Genomic DNA, 19,607 nt, shown 5'->3' on the forward strand with positions numbered 1-19,607 from the left:
AAAGAACCCGACGATTTTCGGCGGGTTCTTACTAATTAAATGATTTTTAATTAATTGGTCTGTCTACGAGCTTCCTCCTTAAGTGCCTCGTTAGCTATAATTGCCAATTCCACTCTACGATTTTTTGCTTTGCCTTCTACAGTTGAATTATCTGCTTTAGGTTGGGTCAACCCATACCACTTTGTGGTCAATCGGTCTCTTGAAACACCTTTTGATACCAAATAATCTGTAACCGACTCCGCACGTTGTTTGGAGAGATTCATATTATAATCAGCGGCACCGGCACTATCTGTATGTCCTTCTACCAAAATATTAGAATCTGGGTATTCTAACAGCACTCCTGCCAACTTGTTCAAAGTGGTAGCAGAAGCCCCCTTAACAGCAGATTTATTGGTATCAAAATAAACTCCGGCATCCTCATTAAAAGTAACATTGATACCCTCTCCTACACGGGTAACTTCTGCACCTGGAATTTCTTCCTCGATACGTTCTGCTTGTCGGTCCATTCTATCGCCTATATACCCACCTGCAACACCACCAACAACAGCGCCAATAATAGCTCCAAGGGCAGTGTTATTTCCCTTGCCTACATTATTACCAATAACACCTCCAATGACCGCACCACCGGCAGCTCCACCAGCAGCACCTCTTTGTTTATGATTGGTATTCTTAATGGCAGTACAACTAGTGATGGTAGCCATTATCATTAAAATGGATAAACTACTTACAAATATCTTTCTCATTTTATTATTCGTTTTTTATAAATTCATAAACTACGGTTACGGGTGTTCCCTCTACCGATACTTTTGACTCAAGTCTCATACGGGACTCGCTCAACGAAGCGATGTCTAACCTGTATCCCTGACTACCAGAAATATCTTTGTATCTGTCATCTACAAATTTAAACTGAAGTTGGGAGTTCATTCCATCTCTTTCCAAGATGGACCATCGGATAAAACGCTCTTCTGGTCCGCAATCAGCACTATTTGCCAAAACATAGCTTCCTGTACTATTGTTGTTTCTAAAGTACCAACTACTGCCCTCAAAACAGTTTGAAGGCGCATCGTTAAACAATTGAGATTTAAAGTTGCCTTGAGCACCAGTGTAGGTCACACTTTTTAACAGCCAATACCCATCAATAGTTTTTCTATCCTTCATTGCGGATTTGGACACCGAACAGGAAGACAACAATCCTACGGCCAATAATAGCACAAACAATGACTTCTTTGCATGCATAATTTTTAGTGTTTAAATTTTTATCACAATATATATACGCAGTGAGTGGACAAAAAGTATGCCCAAAAAAATAATATATCAACTATTAATTACTAACCACTTCTGTTGGAATTCATTATGAATTCAACTTTTTCAAAATTAACGTGCCTGTGATGGAATGACATGCTTCATTACGATTATTATTAACGCTGGAAGATGAAAAATTGGCATTTATTTGGAAGTTTTGGGCAAAAAGTAAATCTAAAAAAAAAGGGAGAAGCTTAGCTTCCCCCTTTGAGTAAAAACAGTAAATCTGTGATATTAGAGACTATATATTCCTTGTACGTATACCTATTATTAACTTAATTAGTTAAAGTAATCACTCTAATTTTCACCTTAGAGCAGGACGTCTGAATTAATCTCATTAGGCTGTTGTTTTACTTCCGCAACCTTCAATGTCTGCAGTCCGTTTCTAAATTCCCATTCAATATCATCTCCTTTGGCATATCCAATAACCGCTGCTCCCATTGGGGTTAAGATGGAAATCTTACTCTTTTTAAAATCCCCTTCCGAGGGAATTACTAATTGAAATTTATTGGTAAATCCATTTTTCCCTTCGATAGTAACTAGGGAGTTAAACCTAATTACATCTTTAGGCATCTCTTCTTCATTATAAACAATAGCCGATTTTAATTCCTCAGTTAGTTTTTGTATCGAATTTTTGTAAGTGTTATCAGTATAAAATCCTGAAACATTCAACAATCGCTTTAATAAAACGAATTCCTTTTTTTCTAAAACTAGATTTCCGTACTTCATAATACTTTAATTTTTAGCTAAATAATTCCCCGACAGCTATGCCTCGGAGCTCCCTAATTTACCTCCCCATGGGGAGCTTGTTTTACTCACTAAGTGTGATATGAATACTCTGACTCTTGCCTGCACTTGACGTTCAGGCAGTCATCGAAATATTATCGGTAGTTTCCTTCCGATGCCTCATGGGCCAGCCCTGAGATAATTGATTAATACGTTATACCAAGAAAATCCTGTTTTGCCTTCGACATCATTGACACATCTGGGACAAAATAGATTCCCGATAATCTTAAACGGTTTTGAGCTAGGTGGTTATTCTAAACCCTCGAAATTGGTACCGCACTTAATCTAAATATATCTCCATAGTTAGCAGGATATAGTCTATTTGAAAAATTATTATTTATGGGAATATCCCTCTTTGTAGATATGCTCTTTCTATTCTTTCGATTGCAATCATGAAGGCAGCGGTTCTCATATCACCTTCCCTTTCCTGGCCCATATCATAAACCTTATCAAAGACCTCCTTCATTTTCTTATCCAACTTTGCCATTACCTCATCCAATTGCCAATACTCTCCATTTCTATTTTGCAACCACTCATAATAACTGGCCATTACACCGCCCGAATTACATAATATATCCGGGATAACACCAATACCTCGGTTTAATAGGATTTCTTCCCCCTCTACATCAGTTGGTCCATTAGCTCCTTCTGCAATAAGGAACGCTTTTATCTTTCCCGCATTAGCAGCGGTAATTTGGTTTCCTAAAGCCGCTGGAATACAAATATCACAGTCCAATTCAAAAAAGAGATCTTTATCCAATGCTGCTGCATCAGGGTAATTTAAGATACTATTTTTATTCTGTTGCATATAGTTGAACAACTTCTCTACATCTATACCATTATCATTTGCAATACTTCCATAAGCATCCTGAACCCCTACCAATTTAGCACCTTCATTCTCTAAGAAGTGAGCTGCCCAGTAGCCTACATTTCCAAAACCTTGTACAATAAACCTTTTATCTTTAAGAATCATACTTTTTCTTTCAGCCCAGAATTTAATGTTTAGGAAAACACCGTAACCAGTAGCCCTATCTCTTCCTTCAGATCCTCCCGAGCCTAATGGTTTTCCTGTTACCACATGTCTGTTCTTAGCTCTTTCCGTTGGCGGTTTGGTTGTCATATAGGTATCTAAAATCCAGGCCATAGTCTGAGCATTGGTGTTGACATCTGGAGCAGGAATATCGTGTTCGGGACCTATATTGTCTCCTAGGGCATAGGTAAACCTTCTAGTAATCCTTTCCAATTCTGAGGTTGAATATTTTGATGGATCTATCTTCAATCCTCCTTTGGCACCACCATACGGCAAACCAACTAAGGCTGTTTTCCAAGTCATCCACATAGCAAGCGCCTTAGCAGTTTCTATATCCACTGTTGGATGATATCTCAATCCGCCCTTATACGGACCCAAGGCATTGTTATGCTGAACCCTGTATCCGGTGAACACCTCAATTTCGCCATTGTCCATTTTTACCGGGAAATGAATTATTAGTTCATTATTGGTAATACTAAGGATCTTTCTAATATTACTGTTAAGATTAATTATATCCGCAGCATGGTTAAATTGACGCATTACGTTTTCCAACATACCATGAATCGGCCGTTCCTTTACATTAGTTATCATAAATAGTTTTAAAATGTTCTTACTTCCTTTTTTAAAATGAAGTGGGGATTAATGGGCAAGATATCTGAATTGAAGAATTCAAATCTATTGCAACTCCAGATTTGGTTTTGATTTTAGAAATCACTTAAGTTTGGAATTCCTCCGAATTAAGAAAAAACAAATACCAATTCCGATATTTCCATTAATTTACAATCAACTATTATGGTCAATTTTAATGCCAATAAAAACTCGAACATAGGTTTGATGTTTTAAAGCGTTGGTTTTGAGCGAATTGCAAATGTGAAGATGTTTATTTGGCCACATAGCGATGAGGGAAAATTTCCCCATTGGGGAGAAATTACTCAACGTTAAAATTATAGTTTACTGAATTTTTTGGCGTAAAGTTTTTCGGTCTATTTGTAAGATTTCAGCGGCTCTGGATTTATTATTTCCTGTAGCTTCCAACACTTTTAGAATATATTGTTTTTCTATTTCCCTCAGTGGCAACAGGCGATCGTCTGAAAAATTTATCTTAACCTTTAAATTATCGGGTAGATTCTCCAGTCCTATCTGCTTATCGCACATGATCACCGATCTTTGAATAACGTTTTCCAACTCCCTTATATTACCGGGCCAATTGTACCGCATTAGTAGGTCTAAGGCATCAGCAGTGATGCTAACAACGCGATCTTTATACTCTAACCCATATTTAGTGAGGAACTTATTTACCAAGAGAACTAGGTCTTCCTTACGTTCTCTAAGGGGCGGAACATTTATTTCCACCACCGTTAATCTATAATACAAGTCCTCTCTAAACAATCCTTTCTGCACCATGGATAGAAGGTCGCTATTAGTAGCGGCAATGACTCGTAGGTCTATCTTTTCTGTTTTTTGCGAGCCCACTTTTATGACTTCCTTTTCTTGGAGTGCCCTTAACAATTTAGATTGTACCGCTGGTGAGGCGTTCCCTACTTCATCCAAAAAAAGGGTGCCTTTATCTGCCGCCTGAAATAATCCGCTCCGCTGCTCTTGCGCACCTGTAAATGCCCCTTTGGCATATCCGAATAATTCTGCTTCCAATAAGCTTTCTGGTATAGCCCCGCAGTTTACAGCGATAAATGGCGCCCTGGAAAATTTACCCATATAATGAACGGAACGTGCAACCAACTCTTTTCCAGTGCCGCTTTCCCCATTAATGAGTACAGTTGCCTTATTGTCTTTTACTCGATCTATGATTGAAGTAACCCTTTTAATTGCCTTGGATCTCCCAATAAGCTCCCCGTATTGTTCATTACCCCCACTTTTACTATTGGTCTGAGCAATGGGACTTGCTAATAACTGTTCGTTTTCTGCAAAAGATTTCATTACCGCCTGTCTCAGCTCCTCTTTTGTAAAAGGTTTTACCAAATAGTCTATTGCACCAGATTTTAATACGTTAAGGGCATCATCTACGGAAGGATATCCCGTAACGACAAGTTTAGGTAGTTTAGGGTAATGTTCCGAAACGTAGTTTATTAATTGCATCCCATCCACATCGGGCATTTTTAAATCTGTTATCAACAAATCTATTCTTGAATCTTTTAAAATAGCTAACGCCTCCTTAACTGAAACGGCCTTATATGAATGGTAATTGAAGGATTGGAGGTGCCTATATATAAGTTCAAGGATATTTATATCATCATCAACAATCAGTACATTTTCATTTTTAAGGCCCATCAACTATTTATTTTGGAAATTGGACCACAAATATAGCCCCTTTGGGTTTGTTGGGAAGGTACTTTATGCTCCCTTTATGGCTTTTTACTATTCCATGTACTACACTTAGCCCAAGTCCTGCACCTTCTCCTATAGGTTTGGTGCTATAAAAGGGTTGAAAAATCTTATTTATAATTTCAGCATCTATTCCTGGTCCTTGGTCCTTTATGGCAACTTCTACGTTATTTTCATTTTCCGTGATCATAATGTTCAGGACACTCTTTAAAGGAGCAAAATAGATTGCGTTGAGCATCAGATTAAAAATAACTTGGGTCAATTGTATTGCATCCACTTTTAAGAAGATCCCTTCCTTACTAAAACTGAGTTTCCCATCAATCTTTTTACCTTTAAGACTTGGCTGCATAAGATTAAAAGCATCGGAAACAATAGGGACTATATCTACCACATCCATTTGCTGTGGCATTTCACAGGCAAAAAACATCAGTTTTTTTACGACTTCTCTAGAAAAAATGGCGCTATTGATAATCTTATCCAAATCCCTATTAGCTTGCGGATCATTTGTTATCCTAGTTTTAAGCAATTCCGAAAAACCTAGGATATTGGCAAGAGGCGTATTTAATTCATGTGCCATTCCTGCCGTAATCTCGCCCAGAATACTAAGTCGGTCAGCATGCTCCATTTTCCGCTTAATGAGATCTTCATTGTCTTTAATCTGTTTTCGTTCTAAGAGATTGCCCACTTCTAAACAAATGGTTTTTAACAGCTTTTTCTCTTCCAATAAAAAGTCCGATTTGGCATACGATTTTGTAGGGTATACTACTTGTATGTTTCCTACTTTTTTATTAAATACTTCAATACTGGATTTTAATGCAACAGACTGATCGGGGAAGCCTATGGTTCTTAAAGTATACTGGTCCGTAATTAATTCTACATGGGCATCTTTATTATGCTTCCACGCTTTTTGCAAACAGCGCATAATTCCTTTTAAGGCATATTCCATTTGGTCATAATCGCAGTTGACTATGATAGAGGTAACTTCATACATACAGGTAAGCTCCTTGATCCGCTCCCTTAGTCTTTCTTCTGCGGGTTTAATAACCAATTTGGACATGATTGCCAGGCTTTTTAATATTTCAGCAAAGTTAGTAGTTCTGTTGCAAACCGTACTTTTGGAAGGTAGATATTCTCTAAATTCTTAGCAAAAGGTATTGGGGTCTCTATACTCGCCACTCTCTTAACGGGTGCATCTAAATATTGGAAACAATTTTCCATGACCAGAGCAGATATATCGCTTGCCACTCCTCCAAAGAGGCTGTCTTCCTGCAAAATAATCAGTTTTCCGGTTTTTCTTACGGAACGGTATATAGCCTCTGTATCTAAAGGCTGTAAAGTACGCAGATCTATCAAATCTGCATGAATATCGGGATTGGCATCCAGGGTTTCTAATGCCCAGTGCACTCCCATCCCGTAGGTAACTATGGTAATGTTTTCTCCTTGTCTTAGCAGGGCGGCCTGGCCTAACGGAAGGGTATAATAAGATGTGGGCACTTCTTGGTAGATACTTCTATAAAGGGCTTTATGTTCAAAAAACATAACTGGGTTGGGGTCGTTTATAGCTGTAACCAAAAGTCCTTTAGCATCATAAGGGAAAGCAGGATACACCACTTTTAGTCCTGGGGTTTTAGTAAACCAAGCCTCATTGGTCTGGGAGTGAAAAGGACCTGCCCCTACCCCTGCCCCACATGGCATCCTAATAACAACATCTGCATTTTGACCCCAACGATAATGGATTTTAGCCAAGTAATTTACGATAGGATTAAAGCCTGTACTTACAAAATCGGCAAATTGCATTTCTACAACAGATTTCACTCCCTTTATAGAAAGTCCCATTGCCATAGAAACAAGTATAGATTCACAGATGGGAGTATTTCTTATGCGGTCCCTTCCAAATTGCTCTAAAAACCCTTCGGTTACCTTAAAAACACCTCCATAGTCTGCAATATCTTGCCCCATCACCACCAACTCCTTATGTTTTTCCATAGATTGTCTAAGCCCTTCCGAAACGGCATCGACCAACCTAATTTTAGCTTTTTCAGAGTTTGGTGCTGCCTCCTTATAATTAAATTGTGCATACAAATCATTCAACTCTTTAAGGGCATCGGATTCAATGGGCATCTCTTCAAATGCTTTTTTTAAATTGAAGTCTATTTCAGCATAAATATCATTTTTTAAGGATTCAATTTCAGCTGTACTTATTATTTCCTCATCTAGAAGAAAGTTTTCATAATTTAAAAGTGGGTCTTTCTTTTCCCACGTATCCAACAGTTCTTTAGGTACATATTTAGTGCCACTCGCCTCTTCATGGCCGCGCATCCTAAAGGTTTTAAACTCTAACAGGATAGGTCTGGGATTTTTCCTTACGCTCTTACATATTTCATCTACCTTGGTAAATACCTCCAACACATTATTGCCATCCAAAATATGTGATTCCATACCGTAACCAACAGCTCTATCTACCAGATCTTTACATTTGTACTGCTCATTGGTAGCGGTGGATAGGGCATATCCATTATTTTCTATACAGAACAATACGGGCAGATCCCAAACAGAAGCCAAATTTAACGCTTCGTGAAAATCCCCTTCACTGGTTCCTCCCTCGCCCGTGAATACAGCGGTTACTTTTTTTATACCTTGGATCATATCGGCCAAGGCTATTCCGTTAGCTACTCCCATCTGGGGGCCCAGGTGGGAAATCATACCAACTATCTTATACTCTTGGGTTCCAAAATGAAAGCTTCTGTCCCTTCCTTTTGTAAATCCGCCAGCCTTTCCTTGCCATTGGGAAAAAAGTCGATGTAAAGGAATATCCCTCGCTGTAAAAACGCCCAGGTTGCGGTGCATGGGAAGAATGTATTCTTCCTCGGTTAAAGCACTGGTCACGCCAATACTTATAGCTTCTTGCCCAATTCCACTAAACCATTTGGAAATTTTCCCTTGACGTAATAAAAGCAACATTCTCTCTTCTATTAATCGTGGCTTCAACATACGTTGATACAGTTTTAACTGCATAGCGTTATCAATACTATTCCTTTTATAGTGCATGTTATATTCTTCTTCTATTTATGGTAATAATTTATAAATGTAACGAAAGCCAAAAACATTGACCAACATTAATTGAGGAAGATTGTCTTATTATTCATTAACTTTGGTTTATCAAAAAAAATGACATGAGTGCAATACCAAGTGTAAACCTAGAAGATTTTATTTCGGGAGATCCTGCCAGAAAAGAAAAATTTATAAAAGAAATCGGTGACGCCTTTGAAGATATAGGGTTCGTAGCTTTAAGCGGACATTTTTTATCCGAAAAATTGGTAGAAGATCTTTATAGTGAAATTAAAGATTTCTTTAACCTGCCACAAGAAGTCAAAGATCAATATGAGATTGAAGGTATAGGAGGGCAAAGAGGGTACACTTCTTTTGGAAAGGAACATGCGAAAGGTAGAAAAGAAGGGGATCTTAAAGAATTCTGGCATTTTGGCCAATATGTGGAGAACGATTCAAAATTAGAAAAGGAGTACCCCAACAATGTGATGGTGAAAGAATTGGACAGGTTTAATGAAGTTGGAAAAGAGACATATAAGATGCTCGAAAAAACGGCCAAATACGTGCTAAGGGCATTAGCTCTGCATTTGGATTTGGAAGAAACTTATTTTGACGACTATATTAAGAATGGCAATTCCATTCTAAGACCAATCCATTACCCTCCTATTACAAATGAACCTAAAAATGCTGTAAGAGCAGCAGCTCACGGAGACATTAACCTTATCACCCTTTTAATGGGGGCACATGGAAAGGGACTTCAAGTGAAAAATCATGAAGGGGAATGGGTAGATGCTATTGCTAGACCGGATCAGTTAATGATTAACGTGGGAGATATGCTTTCACGTCTTAGCAATAACAAACTAAAATCCACTATCCACCAAGTGGTAAATCCGCCTAGAGAATTATGGGGCACTTCTAGGTACTCTGTGCCTTTCTTTATGCACCCAATAAGTGGAATGCCATTAAATTGTCTAGAGAATTGTGTTGATGAATCCAATCCCAAGCTATATGAAGATATAACCGCGGGTGAATTTCTACACGAACGCCTAATTGAACTAGGACTTATTAAATCCTAGCAATCTAATTGAAAATCATTAATTCGTTCTGATATCCTTACCAAAACATTTTGGTTAATAGTATTAGGAGCATTTGATCAATAATATTGACTTGTGAAATAGATGGACTTAAAAGACCAACTTAAAAATTTATTCCCAGACCATCATACCGAGGAAAGTGAAGAGGTAACCAAAGAAGAGGACGGGATATGGTTACAGGATAACCCTATTATTTGTAAATACGAAAAAAGAAAAGGAAAACCAATTACTATACTCGAAGGCTATACCGGTGCAGATAGTGATTTTAAAAAGCTGGCAAAAGAATTAAAGACCAAGCTCAGCGTGGGTGGTACCGTAAAGGACGAGACCATAATTATTCAGGGAGACTATCGAGATAAGATAATGGAATTACTTAAGAACAAGGGTTTTAAGGTAAAACGGGTGGGAGGTTAGAATTTTGTTAATTATTTCTTGAATTTGAGAAATAATCTTACATTTATTTGTTACAACCTAAACTACCAAATAAAATGAGTTCTCAGCTACACATCACAAATGGTGATAATTTCACCCAAAAACTAATTAATTTAAAGTTAGGGGGGGAGATTATTACCTGGCGCGAAATGTTATGTGAAGGTAAGACCGAGACTAATGTGGGCAGTGAATCTTTCTGGAAAACGAGGTTCGAATTTTTAAGCAAGAACTATCAGGTTACCAAATCTTGGTTTATAGAAAAAACCTTAAAAGAATATCGCTCCTTATGCAACCATAAGTATCAAGATCACATTGTACTTTGGTTTGAATACGATCTTTTTTGTCAAATTAACATGTTAGCCGTTATTTCATGGCTAAAGACCAATAGACCCTTTGCAGAAATTTCAATGGTTTGCTGTGGAGATGAGGCGGGATCGGATCCGCTGAATAACCTAAGCGACCTGAGTAATGAGGAACTAATGAAACTGTATGAAAATCGAACTTTCTTAACCCAGGACGATGTAGAGTATGCAGATTACGTGTGGCAACTCTATTGTAGTGACAATCCTATCCGTTTAGAGAATCTAAAAGATTTTAGCAGTTTTCAATTTATTTATCTAGAATCCGCCATTAGAGCCCATCTAATGCGATTCCCTACTATTAAGAATGGATTAAACGAAGTAGAAAACAATATTCTAAGATTAGCAAAGAATGCCAAGCCAAAATCGAAGTCGGAATTACTGTCCACAGTCTTAAAAAATCAAGGGCATTATGGTTTTGGAGATTCACAATACAATCGACTTTTTGTAAAGTTAAAGCCTTTGTTCAAATCTTTTAAGCCTGTTATTCTCTCCCATACTGGAAATGATATTTTAACAGGTAAGACTAGTTATTATGCTTGTATACAAGACAATGATGTTTATTTGGGCGGTGCTTTAAAATATAGTTTTCTGTACAATACTGATACGGACAGAATTCTAAAGTTATAATATGAAGCTTAGCGCCTCAGAACTTGTCCTTAATAAGGACAAAAGCATATATCACCTTAATTTATTTCCTGAAGAACTGGCCGAAACCATTATAACGGTAGGCGACCCAGATAGAGTGCCATTAGTTTCTCAGTACTTTGATACTATAGAAGTTAAAAAAGGTAAGCGGGAATTCCACTCCCACACTGGGCATCTCGGTAAAAAAAGAATTACTGTTATATCTACAGGAATAGGGACCGACAATATTGATATTGTCCTCAATGAACTGGATGCTCTTGTAAATATCGATTTTGACAGTAGAACAATCAAGGAGAATAAAACGAAGTTAGATATCATAAGGATTGGAACATCTGGTGCTATTCAATCCCATATCCCATTACATTCTTATTTAATGAGCGAGTATGCAATTGGACTGGATAGTCTTCTCCATTTTTATGACAGTCAACATGTTCAGCACCCTGCTATCCAACACGCATTTTTATCCCATACTAATTGGTTAAAGGATAAATCTACTCCCTATGTTGTTCAGTGTGATAAAGCGTTATCCAAGAAATTTTCTTCTACACAGATGATGTCTGGTTTCACCGCTACAAATGTTGGTTTTTACGGCCCCCAGGGTAGAATACTTAGGCTTCCGTTGCAAGATTCTTTTATGAACGATAAACTGGCCAGCTTTAATTATCAAGGAATGCAGATAACCAATTTGGAAATGGAGACCGCAGGTATATACGGACTTGCCAAGTTGATGGGACATCGCGCAATATCTTTAAACTGTATTTTAGCTAATAGAAGCACTGGAGCGTTCTCAACCGAACCAGAAAAAGCTACTCAAGGGTTAATTGCCTATGCATTAGAGAGAATTGTTCAAATCTGATTCTGATCAACGACAATTATTATTTATTCGATTTTATTTCAAACAAAGCATTGCTATATTTGTCAAGCTATTAAAGTGGTATCAACTACCCAAAAATATAATACATTTTGAAAAAAGTAAAGATAATAGGTGTTCCAGAACATTTTAATTTCCCATGGCAACTGGCAATAGAGGAAGGGGCATTTGAAACTAGGGGAATAGGATTAGAATGGTCAGACATTCCTGAAGGAACCGGTAAAATGGCTCAATTATTAAAAGTCGGCGAAGCAGATTTAGCTATTATTCTTACTGAAGGGATTGTAAAAAGCATAACAGAGGGCAATGCCGTTAAAATTGTACAGGAGTTTATAGCTAGCCCGTTATTATGGGGTATTCACGTGGCTCATGGCAGCGATTTTAATAGCTTGGAAGACCTGCAAGGTAAAACTGCAGCGATTAGTAGGTTTGGAAGCGGCAGTCATTTAATGGCTTATGTAAACGGACAAAATAATGGCTGGAATACCGAGGAATTAAAATTTAAAGTGGTAGATAATATAGAAGGTGCAGTAGCAGCACTAAGTGAAGGGTCTGCAGATTATTTTATGTGGGAACGCTTTATGACAAAACCACTCGTAGATCAGAAAATTTTTAGAAGAATAGCCGACTGCCCTACTCCTTGGCCCTGTTTTGTAGTGGCCGCAACCGATAAATTTATTGCGGATCATCCAGGTACCTTAGCGCATATTTTGGACGTAATAAATGTCTATACCGAAGATTTCAAAAATATCCCTAGTATAGATAAAACTATTTCCAACACTTTTGGACAACAGTTGGAAGATATACAACATTGGATTTCCCTTACCAAATGGAGTCAAAAAAACCTGGACGAATCCACCCTAAGGTCCGTACAAAATACATTATTGGAATTAAAGTTAATAGACAGAGCCGTTGCTCCCATCAAAATTCTACATACCTCAAAATAAGAAGTAGAATTGAGCACTGTATCTAAGTATCTATTGCTTAAAATAAATTTTCTATAACTTTTCTGAAATTGATATCAGAAAGTGGTTTATGCAAACATTCCTTCACTCGGGCATGGGATAATGCCTTATAAACAACTTCTTCAGATCCGTTTGCGGTAAGCACGGCAATTATCACTTTTTCTTTCTCCTCTTGTCTGAATAGAATGTCAAATGCCTGTAAGAATTGCCACCCGTCCATTATGGGCATTTCAATATCCAAAATCAATAAAAAGGCACCGCTTTCTATTTCATTAATATGCGCTTCAATATAATCTAGCGCCCTATAACCATTCACAACAGTATTTACTTCCAAACTTGGAATCAGCTTTTTCAAAAAATGCTTATTCAATATATTAGTGGTTGGGTCATCGTCCACTAATAAGACTGATTTTAAGTTGGTATTGTTCATATTAATGAGATCGATAATGTTGTATTAGATTAATATTAATTCAGCAATAGAATTAGTAACGTGTACTGTTTACAAGCTTAATTTCCTATTAGCACCTATTTAAAAGTCACCAATTTATTGTTGTTAAACCTAGATTCTTCAAAATTTCATTGGTTTTACTAAAATGTTTATTACCAAACCAATATCCTCTATTCGCACTTAATGGCGAGGGATGTCCCGTAGTTAAAACACGGTGTTTTTGGGTATCTATTAATTTTACTTTTTTCTGCGCCTTTCCTCCCCACAATAAGAATATTAATCCTTCTTTCTCTTGTGAAAGCTTGGAAATCACGGCATCGGTAAAGGTTTCCCAGCCTTTACCTTGATGGCTTCCTGCACTATGTGCTCTAACGGTAAGTGTGGCATTCAGGAGCAGAACACCTTGGCAAGCCCATTTTTCCAAATTTCCACTTTTGGGAATTGGTTTTTGCTCGTCGGCTTGTAGTTCCTTAAAAATATTCATCAATGATGGAGGAAGTGCAATTCCGTCATTTACGGAAAAGCATAGGCCATTGGCCTGCCCAGGACCATGATAGGGGTCCTGCCCTATTATTACCACCTTAGTTTCATTAAAAAGGCAATGATCAAAAGCAGCGAAAATCTGTGATTTCAGGGGAAAACATTGGTGTTCATCATATTCCTGATTCACAAAAGCTTGTAGATTCTTAAAATACGGAGCCCTAAACTCGCTATTCAATAATTGGTGCCAACTAGGGTGTAGATTACCATGCATATGCAGTACAAACAATGATATTTAAATAATTAAGGGAAATAATAGCCCAAGGTTCAGTTATGAAAATTGGAAGCGGCAAAACTAATAAAAAAGTAACAATACAAAATTGCTTTATTCATTAAGTTGGGAAAACTTACTTATCTTGTTGTATACAGTGGAGAGCAATTATTTGGATTTGGAATAAACCTTTTCCTTATTTTGGAGTCCTATTAAAGAACTCAAGTTAAAACATGGAGATTGCAGAAGATGTTTTGGTATTGCAATTAAAACAAAAGAGCACTCAGGCGAAGGCTTTTGAAATACTTGTAGATACCTACAAGGAACGCCTCTATTGGCATATTAGGAGAATTATCCTTGATCATGACAACACGGACGATGTTTTACAAAATACGTTTATTAAGGTATTTAGGAATATAGATGGATTTAAGGGCGATAGCAAACTCTACACTTGGATGTACCGAATTGCTACTAACGAAGCTTTAAGTTTTCTAAAGATGGAATCTCATAAATTAAAGATCAGCAACGATGAATTAATGGTAGAAAAGATTGATAATTTAAGAGCCGACGTATATTTTGACGGAGATGAAATTCAATTACAGTTACAGCACGCAATAGCATTATTGCCAAAGAAACAAAAATTGGTGTTCAATATGAAATATTTCCAGGAACTTAAATATGAGGAGATTTCCGAGATATTGGATACCTCTGTCGGGGGATTAAAAGCGTCTTATCATTTGGCAACAAAAAAGATAGAAGCTTATTTAAAAGGGATTTAAACCTTCCAACACAATTAAGATCAAAGTATTAGAATGAAAAAATCAGGTAAAAATAAAGTCTTTAAAGTGCCCGATGGGTATTTCGATACCTTTTCGGACCAATTATTCTCTAAAATGGAGTCGGAAAGAATCGATTATACCAAGGGGGATGATTTTAGCGTGCCAGAAGGATATTTTGATACGCTCACAGATAAGATCCTTGGTAAATTAGAAAATGAAGAGAAGCAAAATGTACGAGTTTTTTCTTTGAAGAGGTATTCTTATATAGCAACCTCTATTGCCGCAGTGCTACTTTTAGTGATCGTTTTGCAATGGAAGGATCAAACTATTTCAAATAATTCTAATAGCGATATTTTGGCCAATTCTGATATAGAGGATTATTTTGAATTAAATGGATTGGGAGTATCTTCTTATGAAATAGCAGATATGTTTCCTTCTAATGACATGGATATTACTGATTTATTGGATACACAACTTGATAATGAAAGTGTTATTGACTATCTAAGTGTTAATATAAAAGATATAGAAGAATTAAATTTAAGTAATGATGACTAAAAAAATATACATATTCCTACCCCTTTTTTGGTTGATGGCCACTTTGGTCAGTACCGCTCAGGGGAAACCAGATTGGGATAAAATAAAATCTTATAAAATAGCTTTTATCACAGAACGCCTTAACCTAAGCCCAAAGGAAGCACAGGAGTTTTGGCCTTTATACAATGAATATGAAACGCAAAAAATAGCGCTTCATAGACAGGAACACAGTGATATTAAAAAGAAAATCAAAAATCTGGATGCACTTTCCACCAAGGAGGCAAGTGACCTATTGAAACAGATTGAAAAGCTGGAAGATGAAAAATATAAAGCGCAAAAGGCATATGTAGAAAAGGTTTCCAGTACTATTTCAGCAAAAAAAACAATTATATTGCTGCGTTCAGAAGAAGACTTTAAACGACAGTTAATTAAGCAATACCGACAAAAAGGAGGGAATAGATAAGAAATTAGCAGTTCCCTGTCGGCAGTTTACAGATCATGACTAATTGTTGTGTTCATGTAAATGATTGATATTTATTTCAATAGGATTTATTCTACGGAGCTCGATTAATCTATACCTTACCCTTCAACCAAATTCTCTTTCATTTTACTCAAGTGGTTCTTTATCGACTTTTAACGGTTTTTGTGAACCTGCGATTTCTTTGCTTGTCCAAAAAAAACGAAACAAAAGAAAAGACACCTTATCCAGATGAATTTATTAGATCAGATCTAAAAACCGGTTTAAAAGTCCGCGCTTTTTGAAAAAAAAACTGATTATCGGTCCTGAATCGTCGGAATTTAAACCTATCCTGAGGATATGGATGGCCTAACAAGTGGTGTCTACCAAAAGTTTTCGGCCTAATTTCTTCTTTGGCAGTAAATCAGGAGCTTCCACATTGACTTAAGGAAGGTTTACCTACCGGAGGTTGGCGTCCGGCAGCCCATGTTCACCTTAGTGAAAGCGGCTTGGGCGCTGCGGCTGTGGAAAGCCCGTAGATTTCAATAAAGGATAAATCAGCCTAGATTTTTCACGCCCCTGCCCGAACTAGGTCAGGCGGGCGTACCGAAACGGGTACGTTCGGGCGGGTTGAATACTTTTTTATTTATCTCCTTATCTATTGCTTTTTAAAGGAATTCATGAATGCTGAGCATTTCATCGATGGAAAAAAGTATTGAAATGCGTGTTAAAAGGTAGAGTATTGTTATTATGCTTACCTGATAATTTTAACCACAGACAACTTTTGTGATTGATCCAAAACTACTTCACCACTATAAATTACGAAGCAATTCAATTTTCTATTAAATCAACATACTCTAGTTACAGATAAGAATAATCAGATGGTCTCCTGACTTAATTTAGACCTTTACCAATAAAGTCTATTTAAAAGTTAGTTTGGCTATTCTATTTGCTCCAGCGGCGTAGGCTATGGAATCATTTAAAAAGCGTATGGTATAGAAGGACTCATCGGAAAGCTGGTCCCAATTTTTCCCTCTATCATGGGAATAGGCAATACCTTTAAATCCTATGGCAATGAGCGCTTTCCCATCCGAATTGGGTACAAATTGTACACAACTCCTGTAATCTGGTAATTGTCCACTCGCAACAAGTTGCCATGTTTTCCCGCCATCAACGGTCACCGCCTTATTATTTTTATTATTATCTGGATCGGTATAATCCCCGCCAATTGCGAACCCTACATTTTCATCGTAGAAATCGACGGAATAAATCCCTTCGGTAGATTTTTCGTTCTTAATTGGAGTGGCTATAACTTCCCAAGATGTACCTTTATTTTCTGTATAATAGATATTCCCCTTAGTGGTAGCAATCCATGCCTTATCCCCTATAACTTTTATATTGGTATTACTTGCGGCAAAGGCTCCCTCCCTTTCCTCAGCTTTAGGCAGGGACGAACAGGGCAATTTTTTCCAATTATTGCCACCATCCCGAGTAATAATAATGGAAAGACATCCTTCCATACTATCCCCAATAGCAATTCCCTCCATATTATTCCAAAAGGTCATTGAGTTGTAGAATACCTTCTCATCTTCTTCCTTATAAACCATCTCCATAGAACCAGTATCCCCAGTTTTATATAATAAGGCCGGATTACCTACAGAAAGCATAAAAAAATCTGTAGCGGTGTGTGCAACGGCTCTAAATTCTGGAGTTAATGTGTCATATTGTTGCGTATTTATCTTTGACTTTCCAGTACGTAAATCCAATAGGCCAAAGGCGCCCTTGTTGGCTGCAAAAGCCAAGCTGCCCGCGTCCATAAGTTCTATGGCCCTAATACTTAAAGAATCGGATAAAACGGTTTCTATTTCTACAGTGGAAAAAACCTTTGAATTTTCGGTATTAGCACAAGAAACGATCAGAAAAAGTAGGAAAGCAGGGATTAATCTAGTCATGCTCATAATTTTCACCAAAAATAATAGGATTAGCTTCTAATACAATACCTTTGCAATCTTAATTTTTTTTAAAATGCGATTACATAGAAATCTAGTGTTTGCAGTTGTTGATGCATTAAATTATATATTTAATGAAGGCGAATATGCAGATAAAGTAGTAGAAAAAGTATTAAAATACGATAAGCGCTGGGGTGCGCGAGACAGGGGCTTTATTGCCGAAACCACCTATGATATGGTGCGATGGAAGCGATTATATGCCGAGATAGCCGAAGTGAAAGCCCCTTATAGCAGACCAAATCTGTTTAGAATGTTTGCTGTTTGGGCGGTTTTAAAAGGCATAAAACTTCCAGATTGGAAACAATTAGAGCCAACCCCTGAAAGAAGAATCAAAGGGAGATTTGATGAACTTTCTAAAATCAGAAAATACAGGGAGTCTGTTCCGGATTGGATGGATGAATTAGCAGCAAAAGCATTAGGTGAAGCGCTTTGGACCAAGGAAATAGCCGCTTTAAACCAACAGGCAGAGGTTATTCTAAGGGTAAACACCTTAAAGACCACCAAAGATGCCTTGAAAAATGCACTCCGTGAAGCAGGAATCGAGACCGAACCTATACGAGGGTATCCAGATGCTTTAAAACTGGCCGAGCGCAGCAATGTATTTATTACTGAGCCTTTTAAATTAGGATGGTTTGAAGTGCAAGACGCCTCTTCCCAACTAGTAGCTCCATTTTTAGATGTAAAACCCGGACAGCGTGTTGTTGATACTTGTGCAGGTGCAGGTGGGAAAACCTTGCATTTGGCTGCCCTAATGGAAAATAAGGGGCAATTGATAGCCTTGGATATTTACGGAAATAAGCTTAAAGAACTTAAGAGAAGAGCTAAAAGGGATGGTGCCCACAATGTGGAAACTAGACATATAGAAACTACCAAGGTAATTAAGAAGTTATACGATACAGCAGACCGGGTACTTATAGATGCCCCTTGTACTGGACTCGGAGTACTTAAAAGGAATCCGGACGCTAAATGGAAATTGCAACCAGAGTTTCTTGAGAAAATTATGGTTACACAGCAAGAGATCTTACAGGACTATAGTCGCATTGTTAAACCTGGTGGTAAGTTGGTTTATGCAACCTGCTCAATTTTACCACAAGAAAATATCATGCAGGTAAAGAAATTTTTAAGTTCTGAGGCCGGAAAGGATTTCCATCTAGTTAAGGAATCCAAAATTTATTCTTCTAAAACAGGATATGATGGGTTTTATATGGCGCAGTTGGAAAAGAATCCCGCCTAATCAACGAATAAAAAAATCCCCGATGTAAAATGTCGGGGATTTTTTTTTTGCTTCTTCTCGTTATTGACATTAGTACATCAAATTCCAATCCGGACACTGGGCATTCTAACTCCTATTCCGGTACTAATTGTTGTTCTGTTGTAGGGTCTACGGTTCCCATAATTAGTATTATTGTAATAATAGAAAGAAGTTTGAGTGTGATAGTGCCTACTGTGATGACAATGAGAATCACAATGCTTTCTATGCTGGGCATAAGCATCATTTTTCCCCTTTAAATAGGCTTTATATGCTTTTTTATCTCTCTTTTTCAAGTCGCGTTCATATTCCTTTTGATCTTCCCAAAACTCCTCCTCGGCATCTTCGTCCAAGTTTTGGGTCTGTTCATATCTTGCATCTTCGATAGCACGTTGTTCATAATAGGATATCTCTTTATTTTCTATAGATTTTTTCTCTTGGGCAAATAATCCCACAGACATACACAACAAACTAATGAACGGAACGTATTTTAATTTCTTCATAA

20 protein-coding genes are annotated in these 19,607 nt (G+C 37.4%); 9 read left to right on the plus strand and 11 right to left on the minus strand.

Translation table 11 applies throughout. The features are described from left to right. Positions 1 to 50: 50 nt before the first annotated feature. The 7 genes from G466_RS0119110 to G466_RS0119140 form a co-directional block, all read right to left on the minus strand. Positions 51 to 743 (minus strand): OmpA family protein, encoded by a 693-nt coding sequence (locus tag G466_RS0119110; RefSeq protein WP_026815049.1) that lies wholly within the window; start codon positions 741 to 743, stop codon positions 51 to 53. Between the two features lie 4 nt (positions 744 to 747). Continuing rightward, on the minus strand, positions 748 to 1,236 hold the full coding sequence (locus G466_RS0119115; protein WP_026815050.1) for a lipocalin-like domain-containing protein: 489 nt from the start codon (positions 1,234 to 1,236) through the stop codon (positions 748 to 750). 375 nt (positions 1,237 to 1,611) lie between these two features. Then, entirely contained in the window at positions 1,612 to 2,031 is a 420-nt protein-coding gene (locus G466_RS0119120) for a GreA/GreB family elongation factor (protein ID WP_026815051.1), read from the minus strand. 394 nt (positions 2,032 to 2,425) lie between these two features. Then, the gene (locus G466_RS0119125; protein WP_026815052.1) at positions 2,426 to 3,709 is read right to left on the minus strand and encodes a Glu/Leu/Phe/Val family dehydrogenase; all 1,284 of its coding nucleotides are present in this window, start codon (positions 3,707 to 3,709) and stop codon (positions 2,426 to 2,428) included. Between the two features lie 360 nt (positions 3,710 to 4,069). Then, entirely contained in the window at positions 4,070 to 5,404 is a 1,335-nt protein-coding gene (locus G466_RS0119130; RefSeq protein ID WP_026815053.1) for a sigma-54-dependent transcriptional regulator, read from the minus strand. 7 nt (positions 5,405 to 5,411) lie between these two features. Further along, on the minus strand, positions 5,412 to 6,515 hold the full coding sequence (locus tag G466_RS0119135) for a sensor histidine kinase (RefSeq protein WP_026815054.1): 1,104 nt from the start codon (positions 6,513 to 6,515) through the stop codon (positions 5,412 to 5,414). A gap of 14 nt (positions 6,516 to 6,529) precedes the next feature. Next, complete coding sequence (locus tag G466_RS0119140) at positions 6,530 to 8,506, minus strand: alpha-ketoacid dehydrogenase subunit alpha/beta (protein WP_026815055.1); 1,977 nt, start codon at positions 8,504 to 8,506, stop codon at positions 6,530 to 6,532. Positions 8,507 to 8,631: 125 nt separating this feature from the next. On the opposite strand from G466_RS0119140, the gene G466_RS0119145 reads away from it, so the two are divergent. The 5 genes from G466_RS0119145 to G466_RS0119165 all read left to right on the plus strand — a co-directional run bounded on the left by G466_RS0119145 (position 8,632) and on the right by G466_RS0119165 (position 12,857). Continuing rightward, positions 8,632 to 9,582, plus strand: coding sequence for an isopenicillin N synthase family dioxygenase (locus G466_RS0119145; RefSeq protein ID WP_026815056.1), 951 nt, complete (start codon positions 8,632 to 8,634; stop codon positions 9,580 to 9,582). Positions 9,583 to 9,684: 102 nt separating this feature from the next. Continuing rightward, the gene (locus tag G466_RS0119150) at positions 9,685 to 10,014 is read left to right on the plus strand and encodes a translation initiation factor (protein WP_026815057.1); all 330 of its coding nucleotides are present in this window, start codon (positions 9,685 to 9,687) and stop codon (positions 10,012 to 10,014) included. A 74-nt stretch (positions 10,015 to 10,088) separates the two neighbouring features. Continuing rightward, positions 10,089 to 11,021 (plus strand): hypothetical protein, encoded by a 933-nt coding sequence (locus G466_RS0119155; RefSeq protein WP_026815058.1) that lies wholly within the window; start codon positions 10,089 to 10,091, stop codon positions 11,019 to 11,021. A 1-nt stretch (position 11,022) separates the two neighbouring features. Next, on the plus strand, positions 11,023 to 11,895 hold the full coding sequence (locus tag G466_RS0119160; protein WP_026815059.1) for a nucleoside phosphorylase: 873 nt from the start codon (positions 11,023 to 11,025) through the stop codon (positions 11,893 to 11,895). Between the two features lie 107 nt (positions 11,896 to 12,002). Then, the gene (locus tag G466_RS0119165) at positions 12,003 to 12,857 is read left to right on the plus strand and encodes a substrate-binding domain-containing protein (protein ID WP_026815060.1); all 855 of its coding nucleotides are present in this window, start codon (positions 12,003 to 12,005) and stop codon (positions 12,855 to 12,857) included. 37 nt (positions 12,858 to 12,894) lie between these two features. Here the strand turns inward: G466_RS0119165 and G466_RS0119170 are convergent, their stop codons facing one another. Both G466_RS0119170 and G466_RS0119175 read right to left on the minus strand, forming a co-directional pair. Beyond that, positions 12,895 to 13,305: a response regulator gene (locus G466_RS0119170; RefSeq protein ID WP_026815061.1), complete on the minus strand. Its 411-nt coding sequence runs from the start codon at positions 13,303 to 13,305 to the stop codon at positions 12,895 to 12,897. Positions 13,306 to 13,411: 106 nt separating this feature from the next. Beyond that, positions 13,412 to 14,077, minus strand: coding sequence for a uracil-DNA glycosylase (locus G466_RS0119175; RefSeq protein ID WP_026815062.1), 666 nt, complete (start codon positions 14,075 to 14,077; stop codon positions 13,412 to 13,414). A gap of 230 nt (positions 14,078 to 14,307) precedes the next feature. Between G466_RS0119175 and G466_RS0119180 the strand changes: the two genes are divergently transcribed. Genes G466_RS0119180 through G466_RS0119190 form a run of 3 tightly spaced genes read left to right on the plus strand, consistent with a single transcriptional unit; the run spans position 14,308 to position 15,850 of the window. After that, a complete protein-coding gene (locus G466_RS0119180) occupies positions 14,308 to 14,853 on the plus strand; it encodes an RNA polymerase sigma factor (RefSeq protein ID WP_026815063.1) in 546 nt (181 codons plus the stop codon). Between the two features lie 33 nt (positions 14,854 to 14,886). Further along, a complete protein-coding gene (locus tag G466_RS0119185) occupies positions 14,887 to 15,408 on the plus strand; it encodes a hypothetical protein (RefSeq protein WP_026815064.1) in 522 nt (173 codons plus the stop codon). Continuing rightward, positions 15,398 to 15,850 (plus strand): hypothetical protein, encoded by a 453-nt coding sequence (locus G466_RS0119190; RefSeq protein WP_026815065.1) that lies wholly within the window; start codon positions 15,398 to 15,400, stop codon positions 15,848 to 15,850. Before G466_RS0119185 ends, G466_RS0119190 begins: the two co-directional genes overlap by 11 nt. Positions 15,851 to 16,764: 914 nt before the next feature. On the opposite strand, the gene G466_RS0119195 is transcribed toward G466_RS0119190, so the two are convergent. After that, complete coding sequence (locus G466_RS0119195) at positions 16,765 to 17,796, minus strand: WD40/YVTN/BNR-like repeat-containing protein (RefSeq protein ID WP_026815066.1); 1,032 nt, start codon at positions 17,794 to 17,796, stop codon at positions 16,765 to 16,767. Between the two features lie 73 nt (positions 17,797 to 17,869). Between G466_RS0119195 and G466_RS0119200 the strand changes: the two genes are divergently transcribed. Beyond that, entirely contained in the window at positions 17,870 to 19,087 is a 1,218-nt protein-coding gene (locus G466_RS0119200; RefSeq protein ID WP_026815067.1) for an RsmB/NOP family class I SAM-dependent RNA methyltransferase, read from the plus strand. Between the two features lie 77 nt (positions 19,088 to 19,164). On the opposite strand, the gene G466_RS0119205 is transcribed toward G466_RS0119200, so the two are convergent. After that, complete coding sequence (locus tag G466_RS0119205) at positions 19,165 to 19,605, minus strand: hypothetical protein (protein WP_026815068.1); 441 nt, start codon at positions 19,603 to 19,605, stop codon at positions 19,165 to 19,167. Between the last annotated feature and the right edge of the window lie 2 nt (positions 19,606 to 19,607).

The sequence above is a fragment of the Arenibacter certesii DSM 19833 genome (assembly GCF_000429545.1).
GTDB lineage: Bacteria > Bacteroidota > Bacteroidia > Flavobacteriales > Flavobacteriaceae > Arenibacter > Arenibacter certesii.

What these genes read in the sequence shown, in the direction of transcription:
- G466_RS0119110 (WP_026815049.1), bottom strand. Translation starts at nt 743, where the DNA reads ATGAGAAAGATATTTGTAAGTAGTTTATCCATTTTAATGATAATGGCT.
- G466_RS0119115 (WP_026815050.1), bottom strand. Translation starts at nt 1,236, where the DNA reads ATGCATGCAAAGAAGTCATTGTTTGTGCTATTATTGGCCGTAGGATTG.
- G466_RS0119120 (WP_026815051.1), bottom strand. Translation starts at nt 2,031, where the DNA reads ATGAAGTACGGAAATCTAGTTTTAGAAAAAAAGGAATTCGTTTTATTA.
- G466_RS0119125 (WP_026815052.1), bottom strand. Translation starts at nt 3,709, where the DNA reads ATGATAACTAATGTAAAGGAACGGCCGATTCATGGTATGTTGGAAAAC.
- G466_RS0119130 (WP_026815053.1), bottom strand. Translation starts at nt 5,404, where the DNA reads ATGGGCCTTAAAAATGAAAATGTACTGATTGTTGATGATGATATAAAT.
- G466_RS0119135 (WP_026815054.1), bottom strand. Translation starts at nt 6,515, where the DNA reads ATGTCCAAATTGGTTATTAAACCCGCAGAAGAAAGACTAAGGGAGCGG.
- G466_RS0119140 (WP_026815055.1), bottom strand. Translation starts at nt 8,506, where the DNA reads ATGCACTATAAAAGGAATAGTATTGATAACGCTATGCAGTTAAAACTG.
- G466_RS0119145 (WP_026815056.1), top strand. Translation starts at nt 8,632, where the DNA reads ATGAGTGCAATACCAAGTGTAAACCTAGAAGATTTTATTTCGGGAGAT.
- G466_RS0119150 (WP_026815057.1), top strand. Translation starts at nt 9,685, where the DNA reads ATGGACTTAAAAGACCAACTTAAAAATTTATTCCCAGACCATCATACC.
- G466_RS0119155 (WP_026815058.1), top strand. Translation starts at nt 10,089, where the DNA reads ATGAGTTCTCAGCTACACATCACAAATGGTGATAATTTCACCCAAAAA.
- G466_RS0119160 (WP_026815059.1), top strand. Translation starts at nt 11,023, where the DNA reads ATGAAGCTTAGCGCCTCAGAACTTGTCCTTAATAAGGACAAAAGCATA.
- G466_RS0119170 (WP_026815061.1), bottom strand. Translation starts at nt 13,305, where the DNA reads ATGAACAATACCAACTTAAAATCAGTCTTATTAGTGGACGATGACCCA.
- G466_RS0119175 (WP_026815062.1), bottom strand. Translation starts at nt 14,077, where the DNA reads ATGCATGGTAATCTACACCCTAGTTGGCACCAATTATTGAATAGCGAG.
- G466_RS0119180 (WP_026815063.1), top strand. Translation starts at nt 14,308, where the DNA reads ATGGAGATTGCAGAAGATGTTTTGGTATTGCAATTAAAACAAAAGAGC.
- G466_RS0119185 (WP_026815064.1), top strand. Translation starts at nt 14,887, where the DNA reads ATGAAAAAATCAGGTAAAAATAAAGTCTTTAAAGTGCCCGATGGGTAT.
- G466_RS0119190 (WP_026815065.1), top strand. Translation starts at nt 15,398, where the DNA reads ATGATGACTAAAAAAATATACATATTCCTACCCCTTTTTTGGTTGATG.
- G466_RS0119195 (WP_026815066.1), bottom strand. Translation starts at nt 17,796, where the DNA reads ATGACTAGATTAATCCCTGCTTTCCTACTTTTTCTGATCGTTTCTTGT.
- G466_RS0119200 (WP_026815067.1), top strand. Translation starts at nt 17,870, where the DNA reads ATGCGATTACATAGAAATCTAGTGTTTGCAGTTGTTGATGCATTAAAT.
- G466_RS0119205 (WP_026815068.1), bottom strand. Translation starts at nt 19,605, where the DNA reads ATGAAGAAATTAAAATACGTTCCGTTCATTAGTTTGTTGTGTATGTCT.